The organism is Achromobacter sp. SIMBA_011 (assembly GCF_046535435.1).
GTDB lineage: Bacteria > Pseudomonadota > Gammaproteobacteria > Burkholderiales > Burkholderiaceae_B > Achromobacter > Achromobacter dolens.
In genome coordinates, this window is sequence record NZ_JAWRWN010000004.1 from 229,251 (window position 1) to 255,329 (window position 26,079).

21 protein-coding genes are annotated in these 26,079 nt (G+C 65.6%); 15 read left to right on the forward strand and 6 right to left on the reverse strand.

Translation table 11 applies throughout. The features are described 5' to 3' along the window. The first annotated feature begins 5 nt into the window (after positions 1-5). The 12 genes from nuoE (at position 6) to SB816_RS16855 (ending at position 14,582) form a co-directional block, all read left to right on the forward strand. Complete coding sequence (gene nuoE, locus SB816_RS16800; RefSeq protein WP_006389212.1) at positions 6-500, forward strand: NADH-quinone oxidoreductase subunit NuoE; 495 nt, start codon at positions 6-8, stop codon at positions 498-500. Next, on the forward strand, positions 497-1,864 hold the full coding sequence (gene nuoF / locus SB816_RS16805; protein ID WP_006393405.1) for an NADH-quinone oxidoreductase subunit NuoF: 1,368 nt from the start codon (positions 497-499) through the stop codon (positions 1,862-1,864). Before nuoE ends, nuoF begins: the two co-directional genes overlap by 4 nt. Positions 1,865-1,879: 15 nt before the next feature. Beyond that, positions 1,880-4,207, forward strand: a complete 2,328-nt coding sequence (gene nuoG / locus SB816_RS16810) for an NADH-quinone oxidoreductase subunit NuoG (RefSeq protein ID WP_110059278.1) — start codon at positions 1,880-1,882, stop codon at positions 4,205-4,207. Further along, complete coding sequence (gene nuoH / locus SB816_RS16815) at positions 4,207-5,280, forward strand: NADH-quinone oxidoreductase subunit NuoH (RefSeq protein ID WP_006389215.1); 1,074 nt, start codon at positions 4,207-4,209, stop codon at positions 5,278-5,280. Before nuoG ends, nuoH begins: the two co-directional genes overlap by 1 nt. Positions 5,281-5,301: 21 nt before the next feature. Then, positions 5,302-5,790, forward strand: a complete 489-nt coding sequence (gene nuoI / locus SB816_RS16820; protein ID WP_006389216.1) for an NADH-quinone oxidoreductase subunit NuoI — start codon at positions 5,302-5,304, stop codon at positions 5,788-5,790. A 17-nt stretch (positions 5,791-5,807) separates the two neighbouring features. After that, on the forward strand, positions 5,808-6,449 hold the full coding sequence (locus SB816_RS16825; protein WP_049072046.1) for an NADH-quinone oxidoreductase subunit J: 642 nt from the start codon (positions 5,808-5,810) through the stop codon (positions 6,447-6,449). Continuing rightward, positions 6,446-6,754: an NADH-quinone oxidoreductase subunit NuoK gene (gene nuoK, locus SB816_RS16830; protein WP_006217969.1), complete on the forward strand. Its 309-nt coding sequence runs from the start codon at positions 6,446-6,448 to the stop codon at positions 6,752-6,754. The genes SB816_RS16825 and nuoK overlap by 4 nt, the downstream gene beginning before the upstream one ends. Before the next feature lie 17 nt (positions 6,755-6,771). Continuing rightward, on the forward strand, positions 6,772-8,808 hold the full coding sequence (nuoL, locus tag SB816_RS16835; protein ID WP_006389219.1) for an NADH-quinone oxidoreductase subunit L: 2,037 nt from the start codon (positions 6,772-6,774) through the stop codon (positions 8,806-8,808). Beyond that, positions 8,805-10,307, forward strand: coding sequence for an NADH-quinone oxidoreductase subunit M (locus tag SB816_RS16840; protein WP_020924741.1), 1,503 nt, complete (start codon positions 8,805-8,807; stop codon positions 10,305-10,307). Before nuoL ends, SB816_RS16840 begins: the two co-directional genes overlap by 4 nt. A 9-nt stretch (positions 10,308-10,316) precedes the next feature. Continuing rightward, a complete protein-coding gene (gene nuoN, locus SB816_RS16845) occupies positions 10,317-11,801 on the forward strand; it encodes an NADH-quinone oxidoreductase subunit NuoN (protein WP_049072054.1) in 1,485 nt (494 codons plus the stop codon). A 12-nt stretch (positions 11,802-11,813) separates the two neighbouring features. Next, the gene (locus SB816_RS16850) at positions 11,814-12,143 is read left to right on the forward strand and encodes a DUF2818 family protein (RefSeq protein WP_049072056.1); all 330 of its coding nucleotides are present in this window, start codon (positions 11,814-11,816) and stop codon (positions 12,141-12,143) included. Between the two features lie 195 nt (positions 12,144-12,338). Continuing rightward, the gene (locus tag SB816_RS16855; RefSeq protein ID WP_410547310.1) at positions 12,339-14,582 is read left to right on the forward strand and encodes a TonB-dependent receptor; all 2,244 of its coding nucleotides are present in this window, start codon (positions 12,339-12,341) and stop codon (positions 14,580-14,582) included. Between the two features lie 58 nt (positions 14,583-14,640). On the opposite strand, the gene serB is transcribed toward SB816_RS16855, so the two are convergent. After that, positions 14,641-15,498, reverse strand: a complete 858-nt coding sequence (gene serB, locus SB816_RS16860) for a phosphoserine phosphatase SerB (RefSeq protein WP_372413910.1) — start codon at positions 15,496-15,498, stop codon at positions 14,641-14,643. A gap of 23 nt (positions 15,499-15,521) precedes the next feature. Beyond that, positions 15,522-19,004, reverse strand: coding sequence for a transcription-repair coupling factor (gene mfd, locus SB816_RS16865; RefSeq protein ID WP_410547311.1), 3,483 nt, complete (start codon positions 19,002-19,004; stop codon positions 15,522-15,524). A 29-nt stretch (positions 19,005-19,033) separates the two neighbouring features. Here mfd and ispD point away from each other — a divergent pair, with 29 nt between their 5' ends. From ispD to SB816_RS16880, 3 genes are all read left to right on the forward strand, one after another. Further along, positions 19,034-19,717 (forward strand): 2-C-methyl-D-erythritol 4-phosphate cytidylyltransferase, encoded by a 684-nt coding sequence (gene ispD, locus SB816_RS16870; RefSeq protein ID WP_144654948.1) that lies wholly within the window; start codon positions 19,034-19,036, stop codon positions 19,715-19,717. After that, positions 19,714-20,199: a 2-C-methyl-D-erythritol 2,4-cyclodiphosphate synthase gene (ispF, locus tag SB816_RS16875; RefSeq protein WP_064525979.1), complete on the forward strand. Its 486-nt coding sequence runs from the start codon at positions 19,714-19,716 to the stop codon at positions 20,197-20,199. Before ispD ends, ispF begins: the two co-directional genes overlap by 4 nt. Before the next feature lie 399 nt (positions 20,200-20,598). Further along, positions 20,599-22,569 (forward strand): DUF4344 domain-containing metallopeptidase, encoded by a 1,971-nt coding sequence (locus SB816_RS16880; protein WP_240806391.1) that lies wholly within the window; start codon positions 20,599-20,601, stop codon positions 22,567-22,569. Positions 22,570-22,670: 101 nt separating this feature from the next. On the opposite strand, the gene SB816_RS16885 is transcribed toward SB816_RS16880, so the two are convergent. The 4 genes from SB816_RS16885 to ompR all read right to left on the reverse strand — a co-directional run bounded on the left by SB816_RS16885 (position 22,671) and on the right by ompR (position 26,036). Then, positions 22,671-23,189 carry a carboxymuconolactone decarboxylase family protein gene (locus SB816_RS16885; RefSeq protein WP_054501595.1) on the reverse strand — a complete coding sequence of 173 codons (519 nt, stop codon included), beginning with the start codon at positions 23,187-23,189 and terminating at the stop codon, positions 22,671-22,673. Between the two features lie 75 nt (positions 23,190-23,264). Further along, positions 23,265-23,813 carry a peroxiredoxin gene (locus SB816_RS16890; RefSeq protein WP_006389231.1) on the reverse strand — a complete coding sequence of 183 codons (549 nt, stop codon included), beginning with the start codon at positions 23,811-23,813 and terminating at the stop codon, positions 23,265-23,267. A gap of 59 nt (positions 23,814-23,872) precedes the next feature. Beyond that, positions 23,873-25,267 carry an ATP-binding protein gene (locus tag SB816_RS16895; protein WP_054501594.1) on the reverse strand — a complete coding sequence of 465 codons (1,395 nt, stop codon included), beginning with the start codon at positions 25,265-25,267 and terminating at the stop codon, positions 23,873-23,875. Between the two features lie 34 nt (positions 25,268-25,301). Beyond that, a complete protein-coding gene (gene ompR, locus SB816_RS16900) occupies positions 25,302-26,036 on the reverse strand; it encodes a two-component system response regulator OmpR (protein WP_003813882.1) in 735 nt (244 codons plus the stop codon). Between the last annotated feature and the right edge of the window lie 43 nt (positions 26,037-26,079).

The following is a 26,079-nucleotide window of genomic DNA, read 5'->3' on the forward strand; positions in this document are numbered from 1 at the left end:
AAACTATGCTGCTTTCCGAACAGGCCTACCAGAAAATCGACCGAGAACTCGCCAAGTTCCCGGCCGACCAGCGGCAGTCCGCCATCATGGCCTCTCTTGCCATCGCGCAGGAAGAGAAGGGCTGGTTGGCTACCGACATCATCGAAGATGTGGCCAACTACATCGGCGTTCCGCCCATCGCGGTCCAGGAAGTCGCCACCTTCTACAACATGTTCGACGTCAAGCCCGTCGGCAAGACCAAGATCGCGGTCTGCACCAACCTGCCCTGTGCCTTGCGCGACGGCGAACGCGCCGGCGACTACCTCAAGCGCAAGCTGGGCGTGGACTACCGCGAAACCACCGCTGACGGCCAGTTCACCCTGGTCGAAGGCGAGTGCATGGGCGCCTGCGGCGATTCCCCCGTGCTGATCGTGAACAACAAGCATATGTGCGTGCGCATGACCGAAGAGAAGCTGGACGCGCTGGTCGCGGCCCTCAAGGCGCAAGGAGAGTCGGCATGAACGCGCCCGACATCTACAAGCAGTTCGCGCAGGGCCTGGAGCCCAACCCGCTGAACGACCTGTCCAACTCGATGTGCCTGCATGGCCGCCACATCAAGCCGCAGATCATGGCCGACGTCGACGGCGCCAACTGGCGCCTGGCCGACTACGTCAAGCGCGGCGGCTACGAAGCCCTGCGCAAGATCCTCACCACCGGCATGAAGCCGGAAGACGTCATCGCCGAAGTCAAGGCGTCGGGCCTGCGCGGCCGCGGCGGCGCGGGCTTCCCGACCGGCCTGAAGTGGAGCTTCATGCCGCGCGCCTTCCCGGGCCAGAAGTACCTCGTCTGCAACTCGGACGAAGGCGAACCCGGCACGTTCAAGGATCGCGACATCCTGCGCTTCAATCCGCACATCGTGATCGAAGGCATGGCGATCGCCGCCTACGCGATGGGCATCAGCGTCGGCTACAACTACATCCACGGTGAAATCTTCGAAGTCTACGAGCGCTTCGAAGAGGCCCTGGAAGAGGCGCGCGCCGCCGGCTTCCTGGGCGACAAGATCCTGGGTTCGGAATTCAACTTCCAGTTGCACGCGTTCCACGGCTACGGCGCCTACATCTGTGGCGAGGAAACCGCGCTGCTGGAATCGCTGGAAGGCAAGAAGGGCCAGCCGCGCTTCAAGCCGCCGTTCCCGGCCAGCTTCGGCCTGTACGGCAAGCCCACCACCATCAACAACACCGAAACCTTCGCGGCGGTGCCCTGGATCATCCGCAACAGCGGCCAGGCCTACCTCGAAGTCGGCAAGCCCAACAACGGCGGCACCAAGCTGTTCTCGATCACCGGCGACGTCGAGCGTCCCGGCAACTACGAGATCCCGCTGGGCACCCCGTTCTCGACCCTGCTGGAACTGGCGGGCGGCATGCGCGGCGGCAAGAAGCTCAAGGCCGTGATCCCCGGCGGCTCGAGCGCCCCGGTGCTGCCGGCCGACATCATGATGGAAACCACGATGGACTACGACGCCATCGCCAAGGCGGGTTCCATGCTGGGTTCCGGCGCGGTGATCGTCATGGACGAGACGCGCTGCATGGTCAAGTCGCTGCTGCGCCTGTCGTATTTCTATTTCGAGGAAAGCTGCGGCCAGTGCACGCCGTGCCGCGAAGGCACCGGCTGGCTGTACCGCATGGTGCACCGCATCGAAAACGGCCACGGCCGTCCGGAAGATCTGGACATGCTGGACAACGTGGCGGGCAACATCATGGGCCGCACCATCTGCGCCCTGGGTGACGCCGCCGCCATGCCCGTGCGTGGCTTCCTCAAGCATTTTCGCGACGAATTCGCGCACCACATCGAGCACAAGTCGTGTGTGGTTCCGCAATATCTGTAGGTCTCAGGAACAGCAATGGTTGAACTAACCGTCGACGGCAATACGGTAGAAGTGCCCGAGGGCAGCATGGTGATGCATGCGGCCCAGAAAGTCGGGCTTTACGTGCCGCATTTCTGCTACCACAAGAAACTGTCCATCGCGGCCAACTGCCGCATGTGCCTGGTCGAAGTGGAAAAGGCGCCCAAGGCGCTGCCCGCCTGCGCCACCCCCGTGACGAACGGCATGGTCGTGCACACCTGCTCCGAGAAGGCTCGCGCCGCTCAGAAGTCGGTGATGGAATTCTTGCTCATCAATCACCCGCTCGACTGCCCGATCTGCGATCAGGGCGGCGAATGCCAGTTGCAGGACCTGGCCGTGGGCTACGGCGGCTCTTCCTCGCGTTACCAGGAAGAAAAGCGCGTGGTGTTCCACAAGGACCTGGGCCCGCTGGTTTCCGCCGAGGAAATGAGCCGCTGCATCCACTGCACCCGCTGCGTGCGCTTCGGCCAGGAAATCGCCGGCGTCATGGAACTGGGCATGCTGGGCCGTGGCGAGCACTCCGAGATCACCTCGTTCGTCGGCCGCTCGATCGAGTCCGAACTGTCGGGCAACATGATCGACATCTGTCCGGTGGGCGCGCTGACCTCCAAGCCCTTCCGCTACAGTGCCCGTACCTGGGAACTGGCCCGTCGCCGTTCGGTCAGCCCGCACGACAGCCTGGGCGCCAACCTGGTGGTCCAGGTCAAGGGCGACCGCGTGATGCGCGTGGTGCCGTTCGAAGACGAAGCCATCAACGAATGCTGGATCAGCGACCGCGACCGCTTCTCGTACGAAGGCCTGAACAGCGAAGACCGCCTGTCCGCCCCGATGATCAAGGGCGCCGACGGCAAGTGGCAGGAAGCCTCCTGGGCCGACGCCCTGGCCGCCGTGGCCCAAGGCCTGTCGCGCGTGCGTGACAGCTTCGGCGCCGGCCAGATCGGCGCCCTGGCGTCCGAATACGCCACCACCGAGGAATACGCGCTGCTGGGCCGCCTGGTCCGCGCGCTGGGTTCCGAGAACATCGATTTCCGCCTGCGCCAGACCGACCCGGCCTTCGACGCCGCGCTGACCGGCGCGCCGTGGCTGGGCATGCCCATCGCCGAACTCGACAACCTGGACCGTGTCCTGGTGGTCGGCTCGTTCCTGCGCAAGGATCACCCGCTGATGGCCCAGCGCCTGCGCCAGGCCGCCAAGCGCGGCACGCAGATCCTGATGGTCGACAGCGCCGCCGACGATCCCCTGATGCCGGTCGCCGGCCGCCTCACCGTGGCCCCGTCCGAGCTGCCGCGCGCCCTGGCCGAAGTGGCCGTGGCCCTGGCGCAAGCCAAGGAAGCCGCGGTGCCGGCCGAGTTCGCCTCGGTCACCCCGGGCGAGAACGCCAAGATCATCGCCGCCAGCCTGGCGTCGGGCGCCAACACCGCCGTGCTGATGGGCAACCTGGCCGTGGCCAGCGCCCAGGCCTCGACCCTGGCCGCCAACGGCCGCGCCGTGGCCGACCTGGCCGGCGGCAAGTTCGGTTTCCTGACCTCCGGCGGCAACACCGTCGGTGGTTACCTGGCCGGCGCCATCCCGGGCAAGGGCGGCAAGAACGCCGCCGCCATGCTGGCCGAGCCGCTCAAGGCCTACGTGGTGCTGCACGCCGAGCCGCTGCTGGATGCCGACAATGGCCAGCAAGCCATCGCCGCGCTGCGCGGCGCGCAATTCGCCGTGGCCCTGACGCCTTACCGTTCGGCCGCCGCCGAATGGGCCGACGTCATGCTGCCGGTGGCGCCGTTCACCGAAACCTCGGGCACCTTCGTCAACGCCCAGGGCCTGGCCCAGAGCTTCAAGGGCACGGTCGCGCCGTTCGGCCAGACCCGTCCGGCCTGGAAGGTCCTGCGCGTGCTGGGCAACGTCCTGCACCTGGCCGGCTTCGATGACGAAACCTCCGAGTCCGTGCGCGATGCCGCGCTGGCCGGTGGCGTCGAAGGCCGCCTGTCCAACGACATCAAGGCGCCGCTGGGCCTGGGCCAGCCCCTGACCGGGCTGGAACGCGTCGCCGACGTGCCGATCTACCGCAGCGACGCCATGGTGCGCCGCTCGGAACCGCTGCAGGCCGCGCCGGCTTCGAAGAAGCCCGCCGCGCGCATGAACGGCAACACGCTCACCAGCCTGGGCCTGACCGCCGGCGTCAAGGTGCGCGTGACGGGCGGGCAGGGCGCTGTCGAGCTCGAAACCGTGCAGGACGACGCCGTGGCCGATCGCGCCGTGCGCATCGCCGCAGCCTTTGAAAATACCGCAGCCCTGGGTGGCGCATTTGGTCAACTCAGCGTGGAGCGTGCCTGATGGAATGGCTCAATGTTCTTGAAAGCCACGGAACGGCATTGCTCGGTCCGACGGTCTGGATGGTTCTCTGGACGATCATCAAGATCGTGGTCATCGCCGTGCCCATCATCCTGTGCGTCGCCTACCTGACGTACTGGGAGCGCAAGATGATCGGCGCCATGCACGTGCGCATGGGCCCGAACCGCGTCGGTTTCAAGGGGCTGCTGCAGCCGTTCGCCGACGTGTTCAAGCTGCTGACCAAGGAAGTCGTGGTCCCCAGCCAGGCCAACAAGGTGCTGTTCGTCGTGGCCCCCGTGGTCACGCTGATGCCGGCCCTGGCCGCCTGGGCGGTGGTGCCGTTCGGCCCCGACGTGGTCCTGGCCAACGTCAACGCCGGCCTGCTGTACATCATGGCCATCACCTCGATCGGCGTGTACGGCGTGATCGTCGCCGGCTGGGCCTCGAACTCCAAGTACGCGTTCCTGGGCGCGCTGCGCGCCTCGGCCCAGATGCTCTCGTACGAACTGGCCATCGGCTTCGTGCTGGTGACGGTGCTGCTGGTGTCCGGCAGCCTGAACATGTCCGAGATCGTGCATGTGCAGAACCGCGGCTGGTTTGCCGACAAGGGCCTGACGTTCCTGTCCTGGAACTGGCTGCCGCTGCTGCCGCTGTTCGTGATCTACGTGATCTCGGCCGTGGCCGAAACCAACCGCCACCCGTTCGACGTGGTGGAAGGCGAATCGGAAATCGTGGCCGGCCACATGGTCGAATACTCGGGCATGGCCTTCGCGCTGTTCTTCCTGGGCGAATACGCCAACATGATCCTGCTGTCGTGCATGGCGTCGATCATGTTCCTGGGCGGCTGGGCTTCGCCGATCGACATCGCGCCGCTGACCTGGATCCCGGGTTGGATCTGGCTCGGTCTCAAGACGTTCGTCGTGGTTTCGTTGTTCGTGTGGTTCCGCGCGTCGTTCCCGCGTTACCGCTACGACCAGATCATGCGTTTGGGTTGGAAGATCTTCATCCCGCTGACCGGTGTTTGGCTGGTCATTGTGGCGATCTGGATGCAGACGCCCTGGAACATTTGGCGCTAAGCCGCCAGGCAGAGGCAGGATATGGAAGCGATCAAAGATTTCTTCGGCAGCTTGATGCTGGCCGAACTGCTCAAGGGCATGCGCCTGACGGGCAAGTATTTCTTCAAGCGCAAGGTGACCTTGCGCTACCCGCAGGAAAAGACGCCGACCTCGGCGCGTTTCCGCGGCCTGCACGCGCTGCGCCGCTACCCCAATGGGGAAGAGCGCTGCATCGCGTGCAAACTGTGTGAAGCCGTGTGCCCCGCGCTGGCCATCACCATCGAGTCGGACCAGCGTGACGACGGCACCCGCCGCACCACGCGCTACGACATCGACCTGACCAAGTGCATTTTCTGCGGCTTCTGTGAGGAAAGCTGCCCCGTGGACTCGATCGTGGAAACGCACATCCACGAATACCACGGCGAAAAGCGCGGCGACCTGTATTTCACCAAAGACATGCTGCTCGCCGTGGGCGACCGCTACGAAGCCGAAATCGCCCGCCGCCGGGCCGAAGACGCTCCCTACCGTTGAGCCCAGGGTCCTGATCCATGACTTTTACCACTGTCCTGTTTTACATACTGGCCGCCGTGCTGGTGATCGCGGCGTTCCGCGTGATCACCGCGCGCAGCCCGGTCACCGCCGTCCTGCACCTGATCCTGGCGTTCGCCAACGCGGCCATGCTGTGGATGCTGCTGGGCGCCGAGTTCCTCGCGCTGCTGCTGGTGCTGGTGTACGTGGGCGCCGTGATGGTGCTGTTCCTGTTCGTCGTCATGATGCTGGACATCCGCATGGATGCCCTGCGCCAGGGCATGAAGACCTACCTGCCGCTGGGCCTGGTGATCGGCCTGGTGATGGTGCTGGAAATGGCCTTCGTGCTGGGGTCGACCTGGTACGGCTCGGGCCCGCAAGCGCCGGTCGCCGGCGACTACAACAATGCTCGCGCGCTCGGTGAAGCGATGTACACGCACTACATCTACGCCATCGAAGTCGGCGCCGCGCTGCTGCTGGTCGGCATGGTCGCCGCCATCGCGCTGACCCTGCGCCGCCGCCGCGATGTGAAGTACAACGACCCGGTCGCCGCGGTTCGCGTGCGCGCCAAGGACCGCTTCCGCATGGTGAGCATGCCCGCCCAGAGCGAGCGCGCCCAGGCCCAGAACGGCACCGCCGCGCCCCAAGGAGAAAAACAATGACGCTGACGCTGGCCCATTATCTGATCCTGGGGGCGATCCTGTTCGCCATCGGGATCTTCGGCATCTTCCTGAACCGCCGCAACCTGATCATTCTGCTGATGTCCATCGAGCTGGTGCTCCTGGCCGTCAACATGAACTTCGTGGCGTTCTCCAGCTGGTTCGGCGACACCGCCGGCCAGGTGTTCGTGTTCTTCATCCTGACCGTGGCCGCCGCTGAAGCGGCGATCGGCCTGGCCATCCTGGTGCTGCTGTTCCGCAACCTGAACACGATCAACGTTGACGAACTCGATCGCCTGAAGGGCTGACGGGGTATTGGAAGAAAATGTCTAGCTCACCCAATCTCTACCTGCTCATCGCGCTGGCGCCGCTGGCCGGAGCAATCCTCGCGGGCCTTTTCGGCACCGGGTTCCTGGGCCGCCCGATCGGCCGCCGCGCCTCGCACGTCATCACCATCCTGGGCGTGCTCATCTCCGCCATCGGTTCGGTGGTGGTGCTGGGCGACGTGCTCAACGGCCTGCGCTTTGACGGCGCGGTCTACACCTGGAGCCTGATCGGCCAGACCAAGCTGGAAATCGGCTTCCTGATCGACCCGCTGTCGGCCATGATGATGGTCGTGGTGACCTCGGTGTCGCTGATGGTGCACATCTACACCATCGGCTACATGGCCGACGATCCCGGCTACCAGCGCTTCTTCTCGTACATCTCGCTGTTCACGTTCTCCATGCTGATGCTGGTGATGTCGAACAACATGGTGCAGCTGTTCTTCGGCTGGGAAGCGGTGGGCCTGGTCTCGTACCTGCTGATCGGTTTCTGGTACACCCGCCCGACCGCGATCTTCGCCAACATGAAGGCGTTCCTGATCAACCGCGTCGGCGACTTCGGTTTCGTGCTGGGCATCGGCCTGCTGTTCGCCTACGCCGGCACCATGCACTACGGTGAAGTGTTCGCCCAGGCCGACAAGCTGTCCAAGCTGACGCTGCCCGGTTCGGACTGGATGCTGCTGACCGTGGCCTGCATCTGCCTGTTCATCGGCGCCATGGGCAAGTCGGCGCAGGTTCCCCTGCACGCCTGGCTGCCCGACTCGATGGAAGGCCCGACCCCGATCTCCGCGCTGATCCACGCCGCCACCATGGTGACGGCCGGCATCTTCATGGTCGCGCGCTTCTCGCCGCTGTTCGAGCTGTCGGACACCGCGCTGTCGTTCATCATCGTGATCGGCGCCATCGGCGCGCTGTTCCTGGGCATCCTGGGCATCATCCAGAACGACATCAAGCGCGTGGTGGCGTATTCGACGCTGTCGCAGTTGGGCTACATGACCGTCGCGCTGGGCGCCTCGGCCTACTCGGTGGCAATCTTCCACCTGATGACGCACGCGTTCTTCAAGGCGCTGCTGTTCCTGGGCGCAGGCTCGGTCATCATCGGCATGCACCACGACCAGGACATCCGCAACATGGGCGGCCTGCGCAAGTACATGCCCATCACCTGGATCACCTTCCTCCTGGGCACGCTGGCCCTGGTCGGCACGCCGTTCTTCTCGGGTTTCTACTCGAAGGAACACATCATCGAGGCCGCCGGCGCCGCCCACGTCTGGGGCGCCAGCTTCGCCTACTACGCCACGCTGATCGGCGTGTTCGTGACCTCGCTGTACTCGTTCCGCGTGTACTTCCTGGTCTTCCACGGCAAGGAACGCTTCGACACCAGCGACCACGGTCATGGCCACGGCCACGACGCGCACGGCCATGACGACCACGGTCACGACGACCATGGCCACCACGGCGGCAAGCCGCACGAGTCGCCCTGGGTCGTGACCCTGCCGCTGATCCTGCTGGCGATCCCGTCGGTGCTGATCGGCGCCTGGGCGGTGGATCCGATGCTGTTCGGCAAGTTCTTCAACGGCGTGATCACGGTGCTGCCGCAGCATCCGGCCATGCACGAGCTGCACGAAGAATGGCACGGCTGGGTCGCCTTCGGCCTGCACGCCTTCCAGACCCTGCCGTTCTGGCTGGTCGTGGCCGGCGCGGTCATCGCCTGGTACTGCTACCTGATCAACCCGAAGGTCCCGGCCGCGATCAAGTCGAGCCTGTCGGGCGTGAACAAGGTGCTTGAGAACAAGTACTACGTCGACTGGGTCAACGAGCAGATCATCGCCCGCGGCCTGCGCTGCCTGGGCCGTGGCCTGTGGCAGACCGGCGACCGCGGCATCATCGACGGCCTGCTGATCAACGGCAGCGCCCGCGTGGTGGGCTGGGTGTCGGCGATCAGCCGCCACCTGCAGTCCGGCTTCATCTATCACTACGCGTTCGCGATGATCATCGGCATCATGGCGCTGGTGACTTTCTTTGTGCTGATTCCCCAATGATGGCAAGCGAGATGGCATCCAACACTTTCCCCTGGCTTACGCTTGCGATCTTTGTCCCGATCGTATTCGGCCTGCTGGTGCTGGCGGTGGGCCGTGACGACCGTCCCGGCCTGACGCGCGGCCTGTCGCTGATCGGCTCGATCGCCGGCTTCCTCGTCACGATCCCGCTGTACACCGGGTTCGACTCCAAGACGGCTGCCATGCAGTTCGTCGAGAAGACCTCCTGGATCGAAGCCTTCAACGTCAACTACCACCTGGGCGTTGACGGCATTTCGCTGTGGTTCGTGCTCCTGACCGCGTTCATCACCATCATCGTGGTGCTGGCCGGCTGGGAAGTCATCACCAGCCGCGTGTCGCAGTACATGGCCGCCTTCCTGATCCTGTCGGGTCTGATGGTGGGCGTGTTTTGCGCGCTGGACGGCATGCTGTTCTACGTGTTCTTCGAAGCCACGCTGATCCCGATGTACATCATCATCGGCGTCTGGGGCGGACCGAACCGGGTGTACGCGGCCTTCAAGTTCTTCCTCTACACCCTGATGGGCTCGCTGCTGACGCTGGTGGCCTTCGTCTACCTGTGGAACGCCTCGGGCGGTTCGTTCGACATCTTGACCTGGCAGCAGACCAAGCTGGGCTACACCCCGCAGATCCTGATCTTCGTGGCGCTGCTGGCGGCCTTCGCCGTCAAGGTGCCGATGTGGCCGGTGCACACCTGGCTGCCGGACGCCCACGTCGAGGCGCCCACGGGCGGCTCCATCGTGCTGGCCGCGATCATGCTGAAGCTGGGCGCCTACGGTTTCCTGCGCTTCTCGCTGCCGATCGCGCCCGACGCCTCGCACAGCCTGGCCGGCCTGATGATCACGCTGTCGCTGATCGCCGTGATCTACATCGGCCTGGTGGCGATCGTGCAGGACGACATGAAGAAGCTGGTGGCCTATTCGTCGGTCGCCCACATGGGCTTCGTCACCCTGGGTTTCTTCATCTTCAACACGGCCGGCGTCGAAGGCGCCATCGTGCAGATGATCTCCCACGGCTTCGTCTCGGGCGCCATGTTCATGTGTATCGGCGTGCTCTATGACCGCATGCACTCGCGCCGCATCGCCGACTACGGCGGCGTGGTCAACGTGATGCCGCGCTTCGCCACGTTCTTCATCCTGTTCTCGATGGCCAACAGCGGCCTGCCGGCCACCAGCGGTTTCGTCGGCGAGTTCATGGTGATCATGGGCGCGGTCGAGCACAACTTCTGGATCGGCCTGCTGGCGGCCACCGCGCTGATCCTGGGCGCTTCGTATTCGCTGTGGATGGTCAAGCGCGTGGTCCTGGGCGATGTCGCCAACGACCATGTGCGCGAGCTGACCGATATCAACCGCCGCGAATTCGTGATTCTTGGCGTGATGGCGATCGCCGTGCTGTACATGGGGATCTATCCCAAGCCCTTCACCGACGTGATGCATGTGTCGGTCGAGGCCCTGCTGCAACACGTTGCCGTCTCGAAACTGTAAGACAAGACAATGATGCAATCCCAAATCGATTTCGCCCTGGCGACACCGGAAATCCTCCTGCTGGTTTTCGGCCTGGCTATCCTGCTCGTCGACGCGGTCAGCAATCACCCCGAGCGCAAGCCGACGTTCCTGCTGACCATGCTGGCGCTGGGCGTGCTGACCGTGGTGTCGGCGCTGCAGTGGAAGAACGGCGTCACGGGTTCGACCTTCAACGGCCTGTACGTCACCGACGAGCTGTCGCACCTGCTCAAGATTGCCTCTTACATCGCGGTGGCGGTCACGCTGGTCTACGGCCGCGTCTACGCCCAGTTGCGCGACATGATGCGCGGCGGCGAACTGTACGTGCTGACGCTGTTCGCCCTGCTGGGCCAGATGGTGATGATCTCGTCGGGCAACCTGATCTCGATCTACCTGGGCCTGGAGCTGATGTCGCTGGCGCTGTACGCGCTGATCGCGCTGCGTCGCGACAACGTCGTCGCCACCGAAGCCGCCATGAAGTACTTCGTGCTGGGCGCGCTGGCCTCGGGCTTCCTGCTGTACGGCATGTCGATGGTCTACGGCGCCACCGGCCACCTCGATCTGGCCGAAGTCTCCAAGGTCATCGCCGCCGGCAAGGCCGAGAAGCTGGCCCTGGTGTTCGGCATCGTGTTCCTGGTTTCGGGCCTGGCGTTCAAGCTCGGCGCCGTGCCGTTCCACATGTGGGTGCCGGACGTCTACCAGGGTTCGCCGACCGCGGTCACGCTGATCCTGGGCGGCGCGCCCAAGCTGGCGGCCTTCGCCATCACGCTGCGCCTGCTGGTCGACGGTCTGCACGGCCTGGCGGCCGACTGGCAGCCGATGCTGATGATCCTGGCGGTGCTGTCGCTGGCCATCGGCAACCTGACCGCCATCGCGCAGACCAACTTCAAGCGCATGCTCGCCTACTCGACCATCTCGCACATGGGCTTCGTGCTGCTGGGCCTGATGTCGGGCTCGGTGGTCGGCAAGCCGGAACTGGCCTCGTCCGCCTACGGCGCGTCGCTGTTCTACATGCTGACCTACGTGCTGACCACGCTGGCCAGCTTCGGCATCGTGCTGCTGCTGTCGCGCCAGGGTTTCGAGTGCGAGCACATCGACGACCTGAAGGGTCTGAACCGCCGCAGCCCGTGGCATGCCGCCATCGTGCTGCTGCTGATGTTCTCGCTGGCCGGCATCCCGCCGCTGGTGGGCTTCTACGCTAAGCTGGCGGTGCTGCAGGCGCTGGTCAGCGCCGGCCACGTCACGCTGGCGGTGGTCGCGGTGGTGTTCTCGCTGATCGGCGCGTTCTACTACCTGCGCGTGGTCAAGGTCGTGTACTTCGACGAGCCGGCGGCCGATGCCGCCCCGATGGCGGCCACCTGCGGCCAGCGCGGCGTGCTGTCGGTCAACGGCCTGCTGATCCTGGTGCTGGGCCTGTTGCCGGGCGGCCTGATGGCCCTGTGCGTGCAGGCCATCCGCAGCTCGCTCAGCCTGTAAGCGAAGCGGGCCATGAACCAGACCCTGGCGGTATGGCTCCTGATCGCGCTGGCCCTGGTCAGCGCGAACCTGCCCTTCCTGACGGAGCGCGTGTTCGCCGTGCTGCCGTGGAAGCAGGGCGGGGCCGAAGCCGTCAAGCCGTTCTGGATGCGCCTGGTCGAAGTGCTGGTGTTCTACCTGATCGTGGGCGCCCTTGGCTTCACGTTCGAGTCCGCGCTGGGCAACCGCTTCGCGCAGACCTGGGAGTTCTACGCCATCACCTTGAGCCTTTACCTGGTGCTGGCCTATCCCGGGTTCGTGTACCGCTATCTGTTCAAGCGGCATCCGCGCCTGCGGACCTGACCGGCCGCGCCACGCAATATCCGAAAACGCCCCGCAAGGGGCGTTTTGCTTGGATGCGGTGTTGCCGCTGATTGCCGATTCTGTGGCGAATTGCCATCAAGTCGCGGCATCCCCGCGTTAGCGCGTCCGATTTCCCCTGCAGGATCGAACTCAATCAACTTTCCCATCCAGAATCGCAACCTGTCTTAAACAGGAATGGTTGTCATTCACCTCCGGGAGAGCTTGATCTTGAAACTCGAAGACTCATACGCGCTGAATTCACTGGCCGGGTCGCTGGCCGCCGCGATCGCGGTGCCCGCGCTGTTCGTCAGTCCCCATGCGATGGCGCAATCGAGCGCTCCCTTGCTGGCTCCGGTGCAGGTGGAGGGAGAGGACGCTTCGCCTTATCAACCGGACAGTGTCCAGTCGCCCAAGATGACTGCGCCGCTGCTGGATACGCCGCGCTCGGTGCAGGTGGTGCCCAAGCAGGTGATCTCCGACCAGTCCGCGACCTCGCTGCAGGATGTGCTGCAAAACTCGCCAGGCATCACCTTCGCCGCGGGCGAGGGCGGGCGCGCGGGCGGCGACCTGCCCGTCATCCGTGGCCAGAATGCCGCCAGCAGCCTGTTCCTGGACGGCGTGCGCGACGTCAGCATGCAGGCGCGCGACACCTTCAACCTGGAACAGGTCGAGATCATCAAGGGACCGGATTCGGTCTACGCCGGTCGTGGCGGCGCCGGTGGCAGCATCAATCTGGTCAGCAAGGCGCCCAAGGCCAAGGATGCTATCGAGGTCACCGGGCAGATCGGCACCGACAGCAACTACCGCGGCACCCTGGACAGCAACTGGCGGCTGGGCGAAAAGTCGGCCTTCCGCCTGAACCTCATGGGCACCAAGGGCGACGTGCCGGGTCGCGACAAGGCGGTGAATTTCTCGCGCTGGGGGGTGGCGCCGTCGCTGACGCTGGGGATGGGCACGCCGACCCGCATCACGCTGAGCTACTACCATTACCAGAACGACAGCATGCCGGACTACTCCATCCCCTACGATCCGCGGACGGGCCAGCCGGTGACGGAAACCATGGGGATCAAACGCAAGAACTTCTACGGCCTGGCCAAGCGCGATTTCATGAAGACGCGCGATGGCATGGCCACGGTCGATTTCCAGCATGATTTCTCCGACAAGCTCAAGCTGCGCAACGCGGTGCGCTATGGCCGCGAAACCGCCGACTATCTCGCCACCCAGCCCGACCTCACGCTCGCCAACCTGCCGGCAGGTATCGTCAACCGGCCTGCCTATGGCAGGTACTACACCACCAAGGCATTCGCGAACCAGACAGACCTGAGCGGCGAGTTCCTGACAGGCGCGATCAAGCATGGCTTCGACCTGGGGTTCGAATACACCAGCGTCAGACAGACCATGGCCTACAACAACGATCAGGTTCTGAAGTCGGACGGGATCACCAAGTGCCCGGCCGACCTGACGCAGACCTCTCTGCGCGACCCCGACCCGAACGTGGCCTATCCCTGCCGCACGGTTCGCAGTTGGCCGGCGCCCTACGCCACCGACACGCTGGCGCTTTACGGCTTCGATACCCTCGAGCTCGACGAACACTGGCAGGCCAGCATCGGGCTGCGCTGGGACAACTACCGTACCCACGGCCATGACAGGAAAGAGCAGAGCTATCGCCGCGCCGACAACCTGTTCAACTATCAATTCGGCCTGGCGTACAAGCCGGTGCCCGCAGGCACGATCTATGCCTCGTACGGCACGTCTTCGACGCCGTCCTCGTTGGCGGGAGCCACCGCGTCGGACATCCTGAGGAAAAGCTCGGACGAGGCGGCGGCGCCCGAAAAGAGCCGCACGGTCGAGGCGGGCGTCAAATGGCAGGTGCTGGACGAGCGCCTGACGCTGTCGGGCGCGGTGTTCCAGGATACGCGCACGAACACCAACATCGAGGTGATGCCGAACGAATACGAGCAGGCGGGCCGGACCCGCGTGCGCGGATTCGAGCTGGGCTTCTCGGGCGCCATCACGCCGGCGTGGAACGTCTATGGCGGCTATACCTTCCTGGACAGCAAGCTGATCCGCGGCGGACGCAAGGACGTCGGCGCGGAAGGCCGCGACCTGCCGAACACGCCGCGCAACGCATTCAGCCTTTGGACCTCCTACAAGGTGCTGCCCGAATTGACGCTGGGCGGTGGCGCCTACTATGTCGACAAGGTCTACGGCAAGGCGGATGCGAGCGTCGACGCGACGGGAGCGCCCAAGGCGCGCTGGGTGCCGTCGTACTGGCGTTTCGATGCGATGGCCAAGTACAAATTCAGTCCCAATGTATCGGCGCAACTCAATGTGTTGAACGTGTTTGACCGGACGTTCTACACACGCGCCCGCCCAAGCAACCATGCCGCGCTCGGCACGGGGCGGGCGGCGCTGCTGTCGGTAAGTTTGCGTTATTGACCGCTGCCGCCAGTCAGGAAAGCCATCCTTCGGTGGCTTTCCGCTGGACGCGCCGCGATCAGCTTTCGAACCAGTTCAGCACGCCGTCCAGGCCCGAGACGTTCAGCGCGTAGCGCGTCTGCTGCCGCACCAGCGGCTTGGCGTGGTACGCCACCGGAAAGCCCGCGGCGCCCAGCATCTTCAGGTCGTTGGCGCCGTCGCCCATGGCGATGATCTGCTCCTTGGTGGCGCCGTGGGTGCGGGCGAACTCGCGCAGGTAGACGGCCTTGGCGTCGGCGTCCAGGATGTCGCCCAGCACGCGGCCGGTCAGCACGCCGTTGTCGATCTCGAGCGTGTTGGCGTGCGCGCTGTCCAGCCGCAGGCGCTCGCGCAGGCGGTCGGTGAAGAAGGTGAAGCCGCCCGACACCAGCAGCACCTTGATGCCCGCCGCCTGGGCGGTGGTGATCAGCCGCTCGGCGCCCGGGTTCAGGCGCAGTTTCTCGGTGTAGACCTGTTCCAGGGCCTCGGCCGGCACATTCTTGAGCAGCGCGACGCGGCGCCGCAGGCTTTCGGCGAAGTCCTTGATCTCACCGCGCATCGCGGCTTCGGTGATCTCCGAAACCTTGTCCTTGACGCCGGCCACGCCGGCGATCTCGTCGATGCACTCGATGTTGATGAGCGTCGAGTCCATGTCCATCGCCAGCACCTTGCAGTGCGACAGCTTCAGGCCGGCCGGCACGAAGGCGGTGTCGATGCCATGGCGCTCGGCCCAGGCCACCACGTCGGCGCGGCTGGCCTCGTCGTGCTGCACGTCGAGCAGGCGGGCCGCGGTGGCGCTGATGCGGGCCACGCCTTGCGCCTGCGCCAGCGCGGCGAGCTGTTCGGCGTGTTCGACCGTCAGGCCGGGGGATTGGACGACGAGGTGATGGATAGTCATAAAAATGCGAAGGTCGGGGCGGGTTACTTCAAGGCGCGCAGCACGGCGCGCACGGCGTCGGCGCGGGCCGGGATCTGCGCGGCCTTGATCTCAACCCGCAATTTATCCTGTCCGGCGAGTTTGATGTGGCGTTGTCGCTGCACCAGCTCGATGATTTTCGCCGGATCGACGCTGGTCTTGGGGCCGAACTGCAGCAGCGCCTGGGTTTCGCTGGCGTCGATCTTGACGATGCCCAGCGGTTGCGCCGCCAGGCGCAGGCGGTGCGTGGTCAGCAGCGTCTGCGCCGCCTCGGGCAGCTTGCCGAAGCGGTCGATCAGTTCTTCCTGGATCTGGATCAGGTCGTCCTCGTCAGCGGCGTGGGCCAGGCGCTTGTAGACGCTCAGGCGCGCGTGCACGTCGGCGCAGTAGTCGGACGGCAGCAGCGCCGGCGCGTGCAGGTTGACCTCGCAGGCCAGGTTGAAGGGCGCGTCCAGGTCCGGCTCTTCGCCGGCGCGCAGGGCGCGCACCGCTTCGTTCAGCATTTCGTTGTACATCGAGAAGCCCACTTCCTGGATGTTGCCCGACTGCGAATCGCCCAGCACCTCGCCGGTGCCGCGGATCTCCAGGTCGTGCATGGCCAGGTAGAAGCCCGAGCCCAATTCCTCCATGGCCTGGATCGCCTCCAGCCGCTTCTTGGCGTTGCTGGTGATGGCGTCCTCGCCCGGTGTCAGCAGGTAGGCGTAGGCCTGGTGGTGCGAGCGGCCGACGCGGCCGCGCAACTGGTGCAACTGCGCCAGGCCGAAGCGGTCGGCGCGGTGGATCACGATAGTGTTGGCGCTGGGCACGTCGATGCCGGTCTCGATGATGGTGGTGCACAGCAGCACGTTGTAGCGCTGCTGGTAGAAGCCCTTCATCACCTGTTCCAGGTCGCGTTCGGGCATCTGGCCATGGGCCACCGCGATGCGGGCCTCGGGCACCAGCTCTTCGAGGCGGGCGCGGCGGTTGTGGATGGTCTCGACCTCGTTGTGCAGGAAGTAGCACTGGCCGCCGCGCTTGAGCTCGCGCAGCAGCGCCTCGCGCAGCGTGCTGCCGTCCTCGCGCCGCACGAAGGTCTTGATCGCCAGGCGCTTCTGCGGCGCGGTGGCGATGACCGAGAAGTCGCGGATGCCCTCGAGCGACATGCCGAGCGTGCGCGGGATCGGCGTGGCGGTCAGGGTCAGCACGTCGACCTCGGCGCGCAGCGCCTTGAGCGCTTCCTTCTGGCGCACGCCGAAGCGGTGTTCCTCGTCGATGATGACCAGCCCGAGGCGCTTGAACTTCACGTCCTTGGACAGGATCTTGTGGGTGCCGATGACGATGTCGACGCGGCCGTCGTTGATGCCTTCGATGGCCGCCGACACTTCCTTGGCCGAGCGGAAACGCGACAGCTCCACCACCCGCACCGGCCAGTCGGCGAAGCGGTCGGAGAAGGTCTGCGCGTGCTGTTCGGCCAGCAGCGTGGTAGGGCAGAGCAGGGCGACCTGCTTGCCGTTGGCCACGGCCAGGAACGCGGCGCGCAGCGCCACCTCGGTCTTGCCGAAGCCGACGTCGCCGCACACCAGGCGGTCCATCGGCCGGCCCGAGGTCATGTCGGCGATCACGGCCTCGATGGCGGCGGCCTGGTCGGCCGTTTCCTCAAAACCGAAGCCCTCGGCGAAGGCCTGGTAGTCGTTGAGCGGCAGGTTGAAGGCGAAGCCCTCGCGCGCGGCGCGCTGGGCATACAGCGCCAGCAGTTCGGCGGCGGTGTCGCGCACCTGCTTGGCGGCCTTGCGGCGCGCCTTGTCCCACTGGCCCGAGCCGAGCTGGTGCAGCGGCGCGGCTTCCGGATCGGCGCCGCTGTAGCGGGCGATCACGTGCAACTGCGACACCGGCACATACAGCGTGCTGCCGTTGGCGTATTCGAGATGCAGGAACTCCATCTCGCCTTCGCCCATGTCCATGTTGACCAGGCCGTGGTAGCGGCCGATGCCGTGCTGGGCGTGCACCACGGGGTCGCCAGCGCGCAGTTCGGACAGGTCGCGCACCATCGCTTCGACGTTGCTGGCGCGTTCCTGGTCGCGCTTGCCGCGCCGGCCGGTGCTGGCCAGTCCCGGATAGAGGTCGTTCTCGGTCAGGAAGGCCAGATTGGCCTGCGGCAGCTCGAAGCCGGTGGCCAGCGGCGCGGCGACGATGCCGAAATGGGCGTCGGAAGCCAGGAAGGCTTCGATGCTGTCGGGCTGCGCGTCGGGGGTGACGCCGAACTCGTTGAGCATCTGCACCAGCGTTTCGCGGCGGCCGGCCGAGTCGGCGCACAGCAGCACACGGCCTTGCGGCTTGGCGACGTGCGTGCGCAACTTGGCGATCGGGTCTTCGGCGCGGCGCGCCACGCTCACGTCTGGCGCGGCGCGGAAGTCGGGATGGGGCTGGCCGGCGGCCAGCGCCAGGCGGCGGAAATCCTTCAGGCGGGCGTACAGCGTCTGCTCGTCCAGGAACAGCGCCGACGGCGGCAGCACCGGGCGCTCGCGGTCGCTTTTCAGGAAGCCGTAGCGGCTGCCGGTGTCCTGGTGAAAGCGCATCATGGCGTCGTCGATGTCGCCGACGGTGACGGTGATGGCGTTGTCGGCCAGGTAGTCGAACAGCGTCGCGGTCTCGTCGAAGAACAGCGGCAGGTAGTACTCGACCCCGGCGAAGGGGATGCCGTTGCCGATGTCCTTGTAGGGCAGGGCGCGCGACGGGTCGCCTTCGAACACTTCGCGGAACCGCGCGCGGAAGCGGTTGCGCGAATCCTCGTCCATGGGGAATTCGCGGCCCGGCAGTAGCTGTACCTCGCGCACCGGATACAGGCTGCGCTGGGTGTCGACGTCGAAGCTGCGGATGGTCTCGATCTCGTCGTCGAACAGGTCCAGCCGGTAGGGCAGCGCCGATCCCATCGGGAACAGGTCGATCAGGCCGCCACGCAGACAGAACTCGCCGGGCGCGGTGACCTGAGTGACGTGGTTGTAGTTGGCCAGCGTCAACTGCGCGCGCAGCGCCGCCTCGTTGAGCCTGTCCTTCTGCTTGAAGGAAAAGGTGTAGGCTGCCAGGAACGACGGCGGCGCCAGCCGGTACAGCGCGGTGGTGACCGGCACCGTCAGCACGTCCACCGTCTTCATCATCAGCGAGTGCAGGGTGTGCAGGCGCTCGGAGATCAGGTCCTGGTGCGGCGAAAAGGCGTCGTACGGCAGCGTTTCCCAGTCGGGTAGCTGGCGCACGCGCAGGCCGGGCGCGAACAGCGCGATTTCCTCGGCCAGGCGCTGCGCTTCCAGCGGCTCGGCGGTCAGCACCACCAGCGGCGCCGCGGCCTGCCGCGCCAGGTCGGCCAGCAGCCAGGCGTCGCCCGAGCCGGGCGGGCGCGGTTGCGCATAACGCGTGCCGTGCTTGAGCGCGGCGAGAGTGGGGGCGGTCGCGGGAACGGGCGGCGCTGCCGTGGCGGAGGAGGTGGGAGCGGGCATCAGGCTGGGAGCAGGCATCAAGCGGAAGATTATAAAATCACCGAACCATGTCTGACTCAATCATCGCAATCGTTCCCGCCGCCGGCGTCGGCGCCCGCGCCAGCCGCCCCGGCGCTGAGAGCGTGCCGAAACAATACCGTCCGTTGGCCGGACAGCCCATGCTGCGCCACGCGGTGGCCGCGTTGCTCGCCGACGACCGCGTGTCGCAGGTGCGGGTGGCGGTGACGCCTGGCGACGGCTGGGTCGACCAGGCCCTGGCCGGCCTGCCGCGCACCGTCTGGCGTGCCTGCGGCGGCGCCACTCGCGCCGATACCGTGGCGGGGGCGCTCGCTGAAAGCGGGGTTTCCGACGCGACCTGGGTGCTGGTGCACGACGCGGCCCGCCCTGGCCTGCCGGCCGCGGCGCTGGCGCGCCTGATCGACGCCTGCCTGGCGGACCCGGTCGGCGGCCTGCTGGCGCTGCCGGTGGCCGACACTGTCAAGGCCGGCCACGAGCGCGTCGAGCGCACGCTCGACCGCAACGGCCTGTGGCTGGCCCAGACGCCGCAGATGTTCCGCGCCGGCGCGCTGCGCGATGCGCTGACGGCTGCCGCGGTCAATGGCGTGGCGGTGACCGACGAGGCCTCGGCCATCGAGGCCGCGGGCTACGCGCCGCTGCTGGTGCCCGGCGCGATGCGCAATTTCAAGGTGACCTGGCCGGACGATTTCGAACTGATGGAAAAATGGCTATGAGTATTCCTTTTCGCGTCGGACAGGGTTTCGACGTGCATGCGCTGGTCGAGGGCCGGCCGCTAATCATCGGCGGCGTGACCATTCCCCACAGCCACGGCCTGCTGGGCCATTCCGATGCCGACGTGCTGCTGCATGCGATCACCGACGCCTTGCTCGGCGCCGCGGGCCTTGGCGATATCGGCCGCCATTTTCCCGATACCGACCCGGCCTTCAAGGGCGCGGACAGCCGCGTGCTGCTGCGCGAGGCCATGGCGCGGGTACGGCAGGCCGGCTGGACGCCGGTGAACATCGACGCCACCCTGCACGCGCAGGCGCCGAAGATCGGCCCGCATGCGCCGGCCATGGCCAGGAACATCGCGGCCGACACCGGCCTGGCCGAAAGCGAGGTCAACATCAAGGCCAAGACCAACGAAGGCCTGGGCTACCTGGGCCGCAAGGAAGGCATCGCGGCGACGGTGGTGGCGCTGCTGGCGCGGGCCTGAAAGGCGCCTGGCTGACGGATGCTTGAACGAATGGCGCGGATATCTCCGCGCCATTTTTTTGCGCGCATGCGTTGTTTTATTCGCACGGATAGCCGCGCGGATACATGTCCATAATAAATTAACAAAACGCAAAAGAGGCCGTGAGCCGCGCCCCTGCTGCGGTTCGGCCAGGATTGCCCTTGGTTTCGGCCGCCAGCGCCCGGAACAGGCCGTGCTTTCGTCTTGCGGGTGCATTTGAACTGGAATACGCTGCCGCTACTCAACGTCTGAATAATAGGGACACTGGAAATGCATGTACGTGGCGCTGCCTTGTTTCTGGCCCTCGTCGCCTTTGGTTCGCCTGCACATGCAGAATTCGAGCAGCAGCTCGGCCCGCTTTCCGGGGCTGTCCGATCCCAGATGCTGCAGGGCTGGACCGCGGGTGTCGAGGATGGCTGGTTCACCTTGCGCAACCGGGCGGCGGCCGGCAGCGAACAGACGCTCTATCTCAACGTGGGCGAGGCGCCGGAAAGCGGCCGCGTCACCGACGTCAATGTGGTCCTGAACTCGACCAACCCCAAAGCCTCGATCGGCGTCGTGTTGAACAACCGCCCGCGCAAGGCCCTGTGCCTGCTCGAGCTCACGGCGGCCAAGCAGACCATCCTGTTCTGTCTGAACGGCGACAAGCGCCGCGATATCGCCAATGTGCCCAACGTGGCCAAGCTGGACGGCTCCGACCGGATCAAGGTCGTCGAAGTGCCGGGCGCGGCGCGCTTCATCGTCAATGGCCAGAAGATCGGCGATATCGAGAACGAGCCCGCGCTGGGCTCCGAAGTCGGCATCATGGCCTATGACGTCGGCACCTTCGGGATCGCGGACTTCGCCATCGCCACCAACGTCGCTGCCAACACCGGCCAGGGCGGTGGCGCGCAACCGCGTCAGCAGCCGGCGCGCGCGCCCCAGGCCTCGCCGGATTCCGGCGCCAGCAGCGGCCTGCCGGGCTCGGGTCCGTATCCGCGCTTTGGCGGCGACTCGCTGCGCATCGTGGCGGTGTACATCGGCATCATGCGCAGTATTTTCATGCATGAGTTCGGCCACGCCCTGATCGGTGAACTGGAGCTGCCTTCGACCGGCGCCGAGGAAGACGCGGTCGATATCTATTCGGCGCTGCAGATTGTCGAACCCACCATGTACCCGTCCAGCGACAAGGACACCAACGCCATGGCCCAGGGCGCGGCCAAGTACGCGGCCCTGCAGTGGTACTACAGCGGCAAGGTGGCCGAGGCCCAGGGCGCCGGCAATTCTCCCTGGCAGGACGAGCATACCGGCGACCTCAAGCGCTTCCGCAACATGCTGTGCATCATGTACGGCGGCAACCCGGGCGTGTTCGAATCGCTGGTCGAGCAGGTTGGCTTCGAAGACCGCACCAAGTCGCGTTGCGCCGACGAGTTCACCAAGCAGAACCGCGCCTGGCGCCGCATCCTGGCGCCGCATACCCGCGTCGGCACCTGGTCGCCCGACGGCCAGCAGCCAGCGAACGCGCCCGGCGCGCCGGTGAACGTGACCTTCGAGCCGTCGTCGCGCCGCATCGGCAACCTGTTCGCCAACAATCTGTCCGAAGCCATCTCTAAAGACATCAAGCTGCTGGGCCAGACCTACGTCCTGCCGCGGCCGGTCAACGTGGTCTTCAAGGACTGCGGCAAGCTCAACGCCTGGTACAGCCCGCGCGAAGGCTCGATCACGATGTGCTACGAGCTGATCGAGAACATCGCAGTGATGATCTCCGACATCGAGATGGGCACGGTCGGCGGCGAGCCCAAGCAGGGCGGGGCGGCGCCGCAGCGGTCTCCGCAGCAGGCGCCGCAACCGCCGCGCCAGCAGCCGCCCGCCGGCCAGCCGCAGCGCGCGCCCGGCAACGGCGGCTTCGACGAACTGCAGGACAGCGGCGTGCCGCCGACGACGCTGCTGTTCTCGGCGCCCTACAAGGGCCCGACGCCCAACACCCATCCGCGCGCCAAGGTGATCACCACCAAGGACGTGGTGGCCCTGCTGACCGATGAAAAGAACAAGAACTTCCTGGTGATCGATACCAGCGGCCTGCGCGAGACCATCCCCGGCGCGTTCCCCCTGAGCGACGCGGGTTCGGATGGCGCCATTACGGACCAGATGCAGGAAGCCTTCGATGGCTGGCTGCACAAGAAGACCGGCACCGAGAAAGAGCACAACGTGCCCCTGATCATCATGGGCGCCGGCATGAATGATCGCTCTTCCTATAACGCCGCGCTGCGCGCCGGCATGATGGGCTGGCCTGTCTACTGGTACCGCGGCGGCATGGAGGCCTGGGTTGCCAACGGCCTGCCGACGACCGCCGTGAAGTCGCAGGGGCAGTAAGACGCTTCGCGGGGCGGCGCAACGGCCGTCCGGTAAATGAAAAAGCCCGCCTGTGCGAACAGGCGGGCTTTTTCATTGTTTCGCGCGAAGGCGCGCCAGGCTTACTTGCCCTGGGCGGCCAGCGCCAGGGCGGCGGCGTTGACCACGGAGGCGATGCGGCCGGCGTCGCGCAGTTGTTCCGTCGACAGGCCGTCCTTCTTCAGGTTCTCGTAGTGCGAAGCGACGCAGAAGTGGCACTTCCCGATGATGGAGGCCACCAGCGCGAACAGCTCGAAGCGCTTCTTCTCGACGCCGCCGTGGGTGGCGTAGGCATTCATGCGCAGTTGCGCCGGCAGGCTCTTGAGCTGCGCGTCGCCGGTCATCTCGACGTACGGGTACCAGGTGTTGTTCATGCCCATGAGCGCCGACGCGGTCAGCGCGGCATTGGCGTCAGCTTCCGACAGGCCGCTCTTGAAGGCTTCGACCAGCACCGGGCTGCGCGCAGCGTAGGCGGCCGACAGGGCGGCGCCGACGGCGTCTTCCGGGGCCAGGGTCGAGCGGGCGATCACGGCGTCCAGATTCAGGCGGATGTCCTTGGCCCAATCCGGTAGCTGTTCCTTAATGGTCGTCAGAAATTCCATAGTTTTTACCTATAATCTAGCGCAGTTAAAGCCCGGCGAAGGACCTGCGGGCAGGTCCCTCGGCCGGGCTGGAAATTACAGCGTGGCGCCGCCAACCGTACGGTTGCACGGGCACAGCTCGTCGGTTTGCAGACCGTCGAGCAGACGCAGGACTTCTTCCGGGTTACGGCCGACGTTCAGGTTGTTCACCGAAACGTGCTGGATCGTGTTGTCCGGATCGACGATGAAGGTGGCGCGCAGGGCAACGCCAGCGCCCTTTTCACGCACGCCCAACTGGTCGATCAGGGCGCCGGTGGTGTCGCCGAACTGGTAGTGACCCAGCTTGTTCAGGTCCGGGTGCTCACGGCGCCAGGCCAGCTTGACGAATTCGTTGTCGCTCGAGCCACCCAGCAGGACGGCGTCGCGGTCTTCGAAATCCTTGGCCAGCTTGTTGAAGCCGACGATTTCGGTCGGGCACACGAACGTGAAGTCCTTCGGGTAGAAGTAGATCACCTTCCACTTGCCGGGGAACGAGCTTTCGGTGATGTCTTCGAAAGCCGAGACGCCGTTTTCTTCGTGCTGGTTGAAGCCGGGCTTGACGCCGGTAACCTTGAAGGGCTCGAGTTTGTCGCCAACAGTTTTCATGTTTACTCCCAGTAGTTGTTGGTGGAATTAAGGCGGTGCCTCAAACCATAAATTCTACGCTATGGATTATCGTTGTCTAATTGATAATTCCTAAACTTCGCTTTGGGCAGCTCTATGCGGGCGGTCAGGCCGCCGCCCTCGCGCGGCAGCATGCGCAGGGCGCCGCCGACGTGCTTGAGCAGGCGTTCGACGATGGCCAGGCCCAGGCCGGCGCCGCTGACGCCGGTGCGGGCGGCCTCGCCGCGTGAAAAGGGACGCAGCAGGCGATCGACATCTTCGGGGGCGATCCCGGGGCCGCGGTCGGACACCTCGATCACGATCATGCCGCCCTCAGCTTGCAATGTCATGACCAGATGGGCCATCCCGTCGCTCGAGCGGCCATAGCGGCGCGCGTTCTCGATGAGGTTGCTGACGATGCGCTTGAGGTCGAGCGCGGTGATGCGGGCGCGCAGCCCGGGTTCGAGCGTGGCCTCGAGCTCGCCACCCAGTGACGAAGTATGACTGCGTTCACGCTCGTACAGCTCGGCCAGCACGGCCGAGATATCGGTGGCCAGTTGCGGCAGGGTGCCGGCGGGGCGGGCATATTCCATCAGTTGGCCGATGCTGTGGTCGATCTGGCCGAGGTCTTCGTCGATGGCCTGGCGCGCGTCTTCCGAAACCCCGCTCAGCTCGATTTCCAGGCGCATGCGCGCCAGCGGCGTTCGCAGGTCATGGGAAATGCCGGCCAGCATCAGTTCGCGGTCGGCCTCGGCCTGTCGCAAGTCCTTGGCCATGCGGTTGAACGAGGCGTTCAGGTCGCGGATCTCGAGCGGGCCCTGTTCGGGCAGGGGCGCCGGCGTTTCGCCACGCGACAACACCTGGGCCGCGCGCGCCAGTCGCGACAGGGGCCGGTTGACGAAACCGACGCTGACGGCCGCGCCCACCAGGGATAGCAGTAGCGCCGTGGCGCCCCATCCCAGCCACTCGATGCCGCCGGTCAGGCCAATCTGCTCGCGCTCGAATACCAGCCAGTAGAGATCCTTTTCGATCTGGAAGCTGACCCAGAAGCCCGGCACCTGGTTCACGCCCCAGGCGATCTGGGTTTCCGGGCCGAAGCGCGTGCGGATGTGCTGCGCCACGCGCTGCCAGTAATCGTCGTCGGGAAGGGCCTCGGCGAAGTCGGTGACCTCGCGCGGATAGACCTGGATGCCTTCGTTGGTGGCCAGGTCGAGCAGGAGCTTGCTGCGTTCGCCGTTATGGGAATAGATCAGCGCGGTGCGCGTGATATTGACGGCCGTGATCACCCGCTGCGCCATCTGATTGGCGCGCGGCCCCAGCTCCATGCTGAAGAAGACTTGTAGCCACGCCCCCAGGCTGACCAGCATGAGCGCGGCCAGCAGCAGGAACGTGCGGCCGAACAAGCCAAGCCGCAAACGTGAAGTCAGGTTCCTGAAGGTTCTGCGCAAGCGGGGCACGAGGCTGCGCTCCTGCCCGGGGCGGGCGTGTCGATCAACTACCACCGTCCGGCACAAACACGTATCCGAGACCCCAGACGGTCTGGATGAATACGGGCTTGGACGGATTCGGCTCGATCAGCTTGCGCAGGCGCGAGATCTGCACGTCGAGGCTGCGGTCGAAGGCTTCGTATTCGCGGCCGCGGGCCAGTTCCATGAGCTTGTCGCGCGACAGCGGAATCTTCGGGTGGCGGGCAAACACCTTGAGCACCGAGAATTCGCCAGTGGTGATGGGCACCTGTTCGCCGTTGCGCGTGAGCGTGCGGGTCGACAGGTTCAGCACGTAGGGGCCGAAAGCGATGGATTCGTTTTCCTGGCTGGGGGCGCCGGGATGTTCCTCGGTGCCGCGGCGGCGCAGGATCGCGTTGATCCGGGCCAGCAGCTCCCGGGGGTTGAACGGTTTGGACAGGTAATCATCCGCGCCCATCTCGAGGCCGACGATGCGGTCGATTTCTTCCGCCTTGGCCGTCAGCATGATGATGGGGGTATTGTCGTGGCCACCGCGCAGCCGGCGGCAGATGGACAGGCCATCTTCGCCGGGCAGCATCAGATCCAGCACGAGCAGGTCGAAGTGCTCGCGTTGCCAGAGTTTGCCCATCTCTTTGGCGTCTTCGGCAACGAAAACGTTGAATCCCTGCTCGGACAGATACCGACGCAGCAAATCGCGCAAGCGCGGATCATCGTCAACGACGAGGATTTTTCGGGTGGGGGTGGTGTTTTGCGTGTTCATGGCCGGAAATGTAACAGTGACAAGAACCAGCGGCTAGTGGGCG

Coding starts and splice junctions, on each gene's coding strand:
- nuoF (WP_006393405.1), top strand. CDS start 497: ATGAACGCGCCCGACATCTACAAGCAGTTCGCGCAGGGCCTGGAGCCC.
- SB816_RS16885 (WP_054501595.1), bottom strand. CDS start 23,189: ATGGAATTTCTGACGACCATTAAGGAACAGCTACCGGATTGGGCCAAG.
- ispF (WP_064525979.1), top strand. CDS start 19,714: ATGAGTATTCCTTTTCGCGTCGGACAGGGTTTCGACGTGCATGCGCTG.
- ispD (WP_144654948.1), top strand. CDS start 19,034: ATGTCTGACTCAATCATCGCAATCGTTCCCGCCGCCGGCGTCGGCGCC.
- nuoG (WP_110059278.1), top strand. CDS start 1,880: ATGGTTGAACTAACCGTCGACGGCAATACGGTAGAAGTGCCCGAGGGC.
- nuoL (WP_006389219.1), top strand. CDS start 6,772: ATGTCTAGCTCACCCAATCTCTACCTGCTCATCGCGCTGGCGCCGCTG.
- SB816_RS16840 (WP_020924741.1), top strand. CDS start 8,805: ATGATGGCAAGCGAGATGGCATCCAACACTTTCCCCTGGCTTACGCTT.
- nuoE (WP_006389212.1), top strand. CDS start 6: ATGCTGCTTTCCGAACAGGCCTACCAGAAAATCGACCGAGAACTCGCC.
- nuoN (WP_049072054.1), top strand. CDS start 10,317: ATGATGCAATCCCAAATCGATTTCGCCCTGGCGACACCGGAAATCCTC.
- nuoK (WP_006217969.1), top strand. CDS start 6,446: ATGACGCTGACGCTGGCCCATTATCTGATCCTGGGGGCGATCCTGTTC.
- serB (WP_372413910.1), bottom strand. CDS start 15,498: ATGACTATCCATCACCTCGTCGTCCAATCCCCCGGCCTGACGGTCGAA.
- SB816_RS16825 (WP_049072046.1), top strand. CDS start 5,808: ATGACTTTTACCACTGTCCTGTTTTACATACTGGCCGCCGTGCTGGTG.
- nuoI (WP_006389216.1), top strand. CDS start 5,302: ATGGAAGCGATCAAAGATTTCTTCGGCAGCTTGATGCTGGCCGAACTG.
- SB816_RS16850 (WP_049072056.1), top strand. CDS start 11,814: ATGAACCAGACCCTGGCGGTATGGCTCCTGATCGCGCTGGCCCTGGTC.
- ompR (WP_003813882.1), bottom strand. CDS start 26,036: ATGAACACGCAAAACACCACCCCCACCCGAAAAATCCTCGTCGTTGAC.
- SB816_RS16890 (WP_006389231.1), bottom strand. CDS start 23,813: ATGAAAACTGTTGGCGACAAACTCGAGCCCTTCAAGGTTACCGGCGTC.
- nuoH (WP_006389215.1), top strand. CDS start 4,207: ATGGAATGGCTCAATGTTCTTGAAAGCCACGGAACGGCATTGCTCGGT.
- SB816_RS16855 (WP_410547310.1), top strand. CDS start 12,339: ATGGTTGTCATTCACCTCCGGGAGAGCTTGATCTTGAAACTCGAAGAC.
- SB816_RS16880 (WP_240806391.1), top strand. CDS start 20,599: ATGCTGCAGGGCTGGACCGCGGGTGTCGAGGATGGCTGGTTCACCTTG.
- mfd (WP_410547311.1), bottom strand. CDS start 19,004: ATGCCTGCTCCCAGCCTGATGCCCGCTCCCACCTCCTCCGCCACGGCA.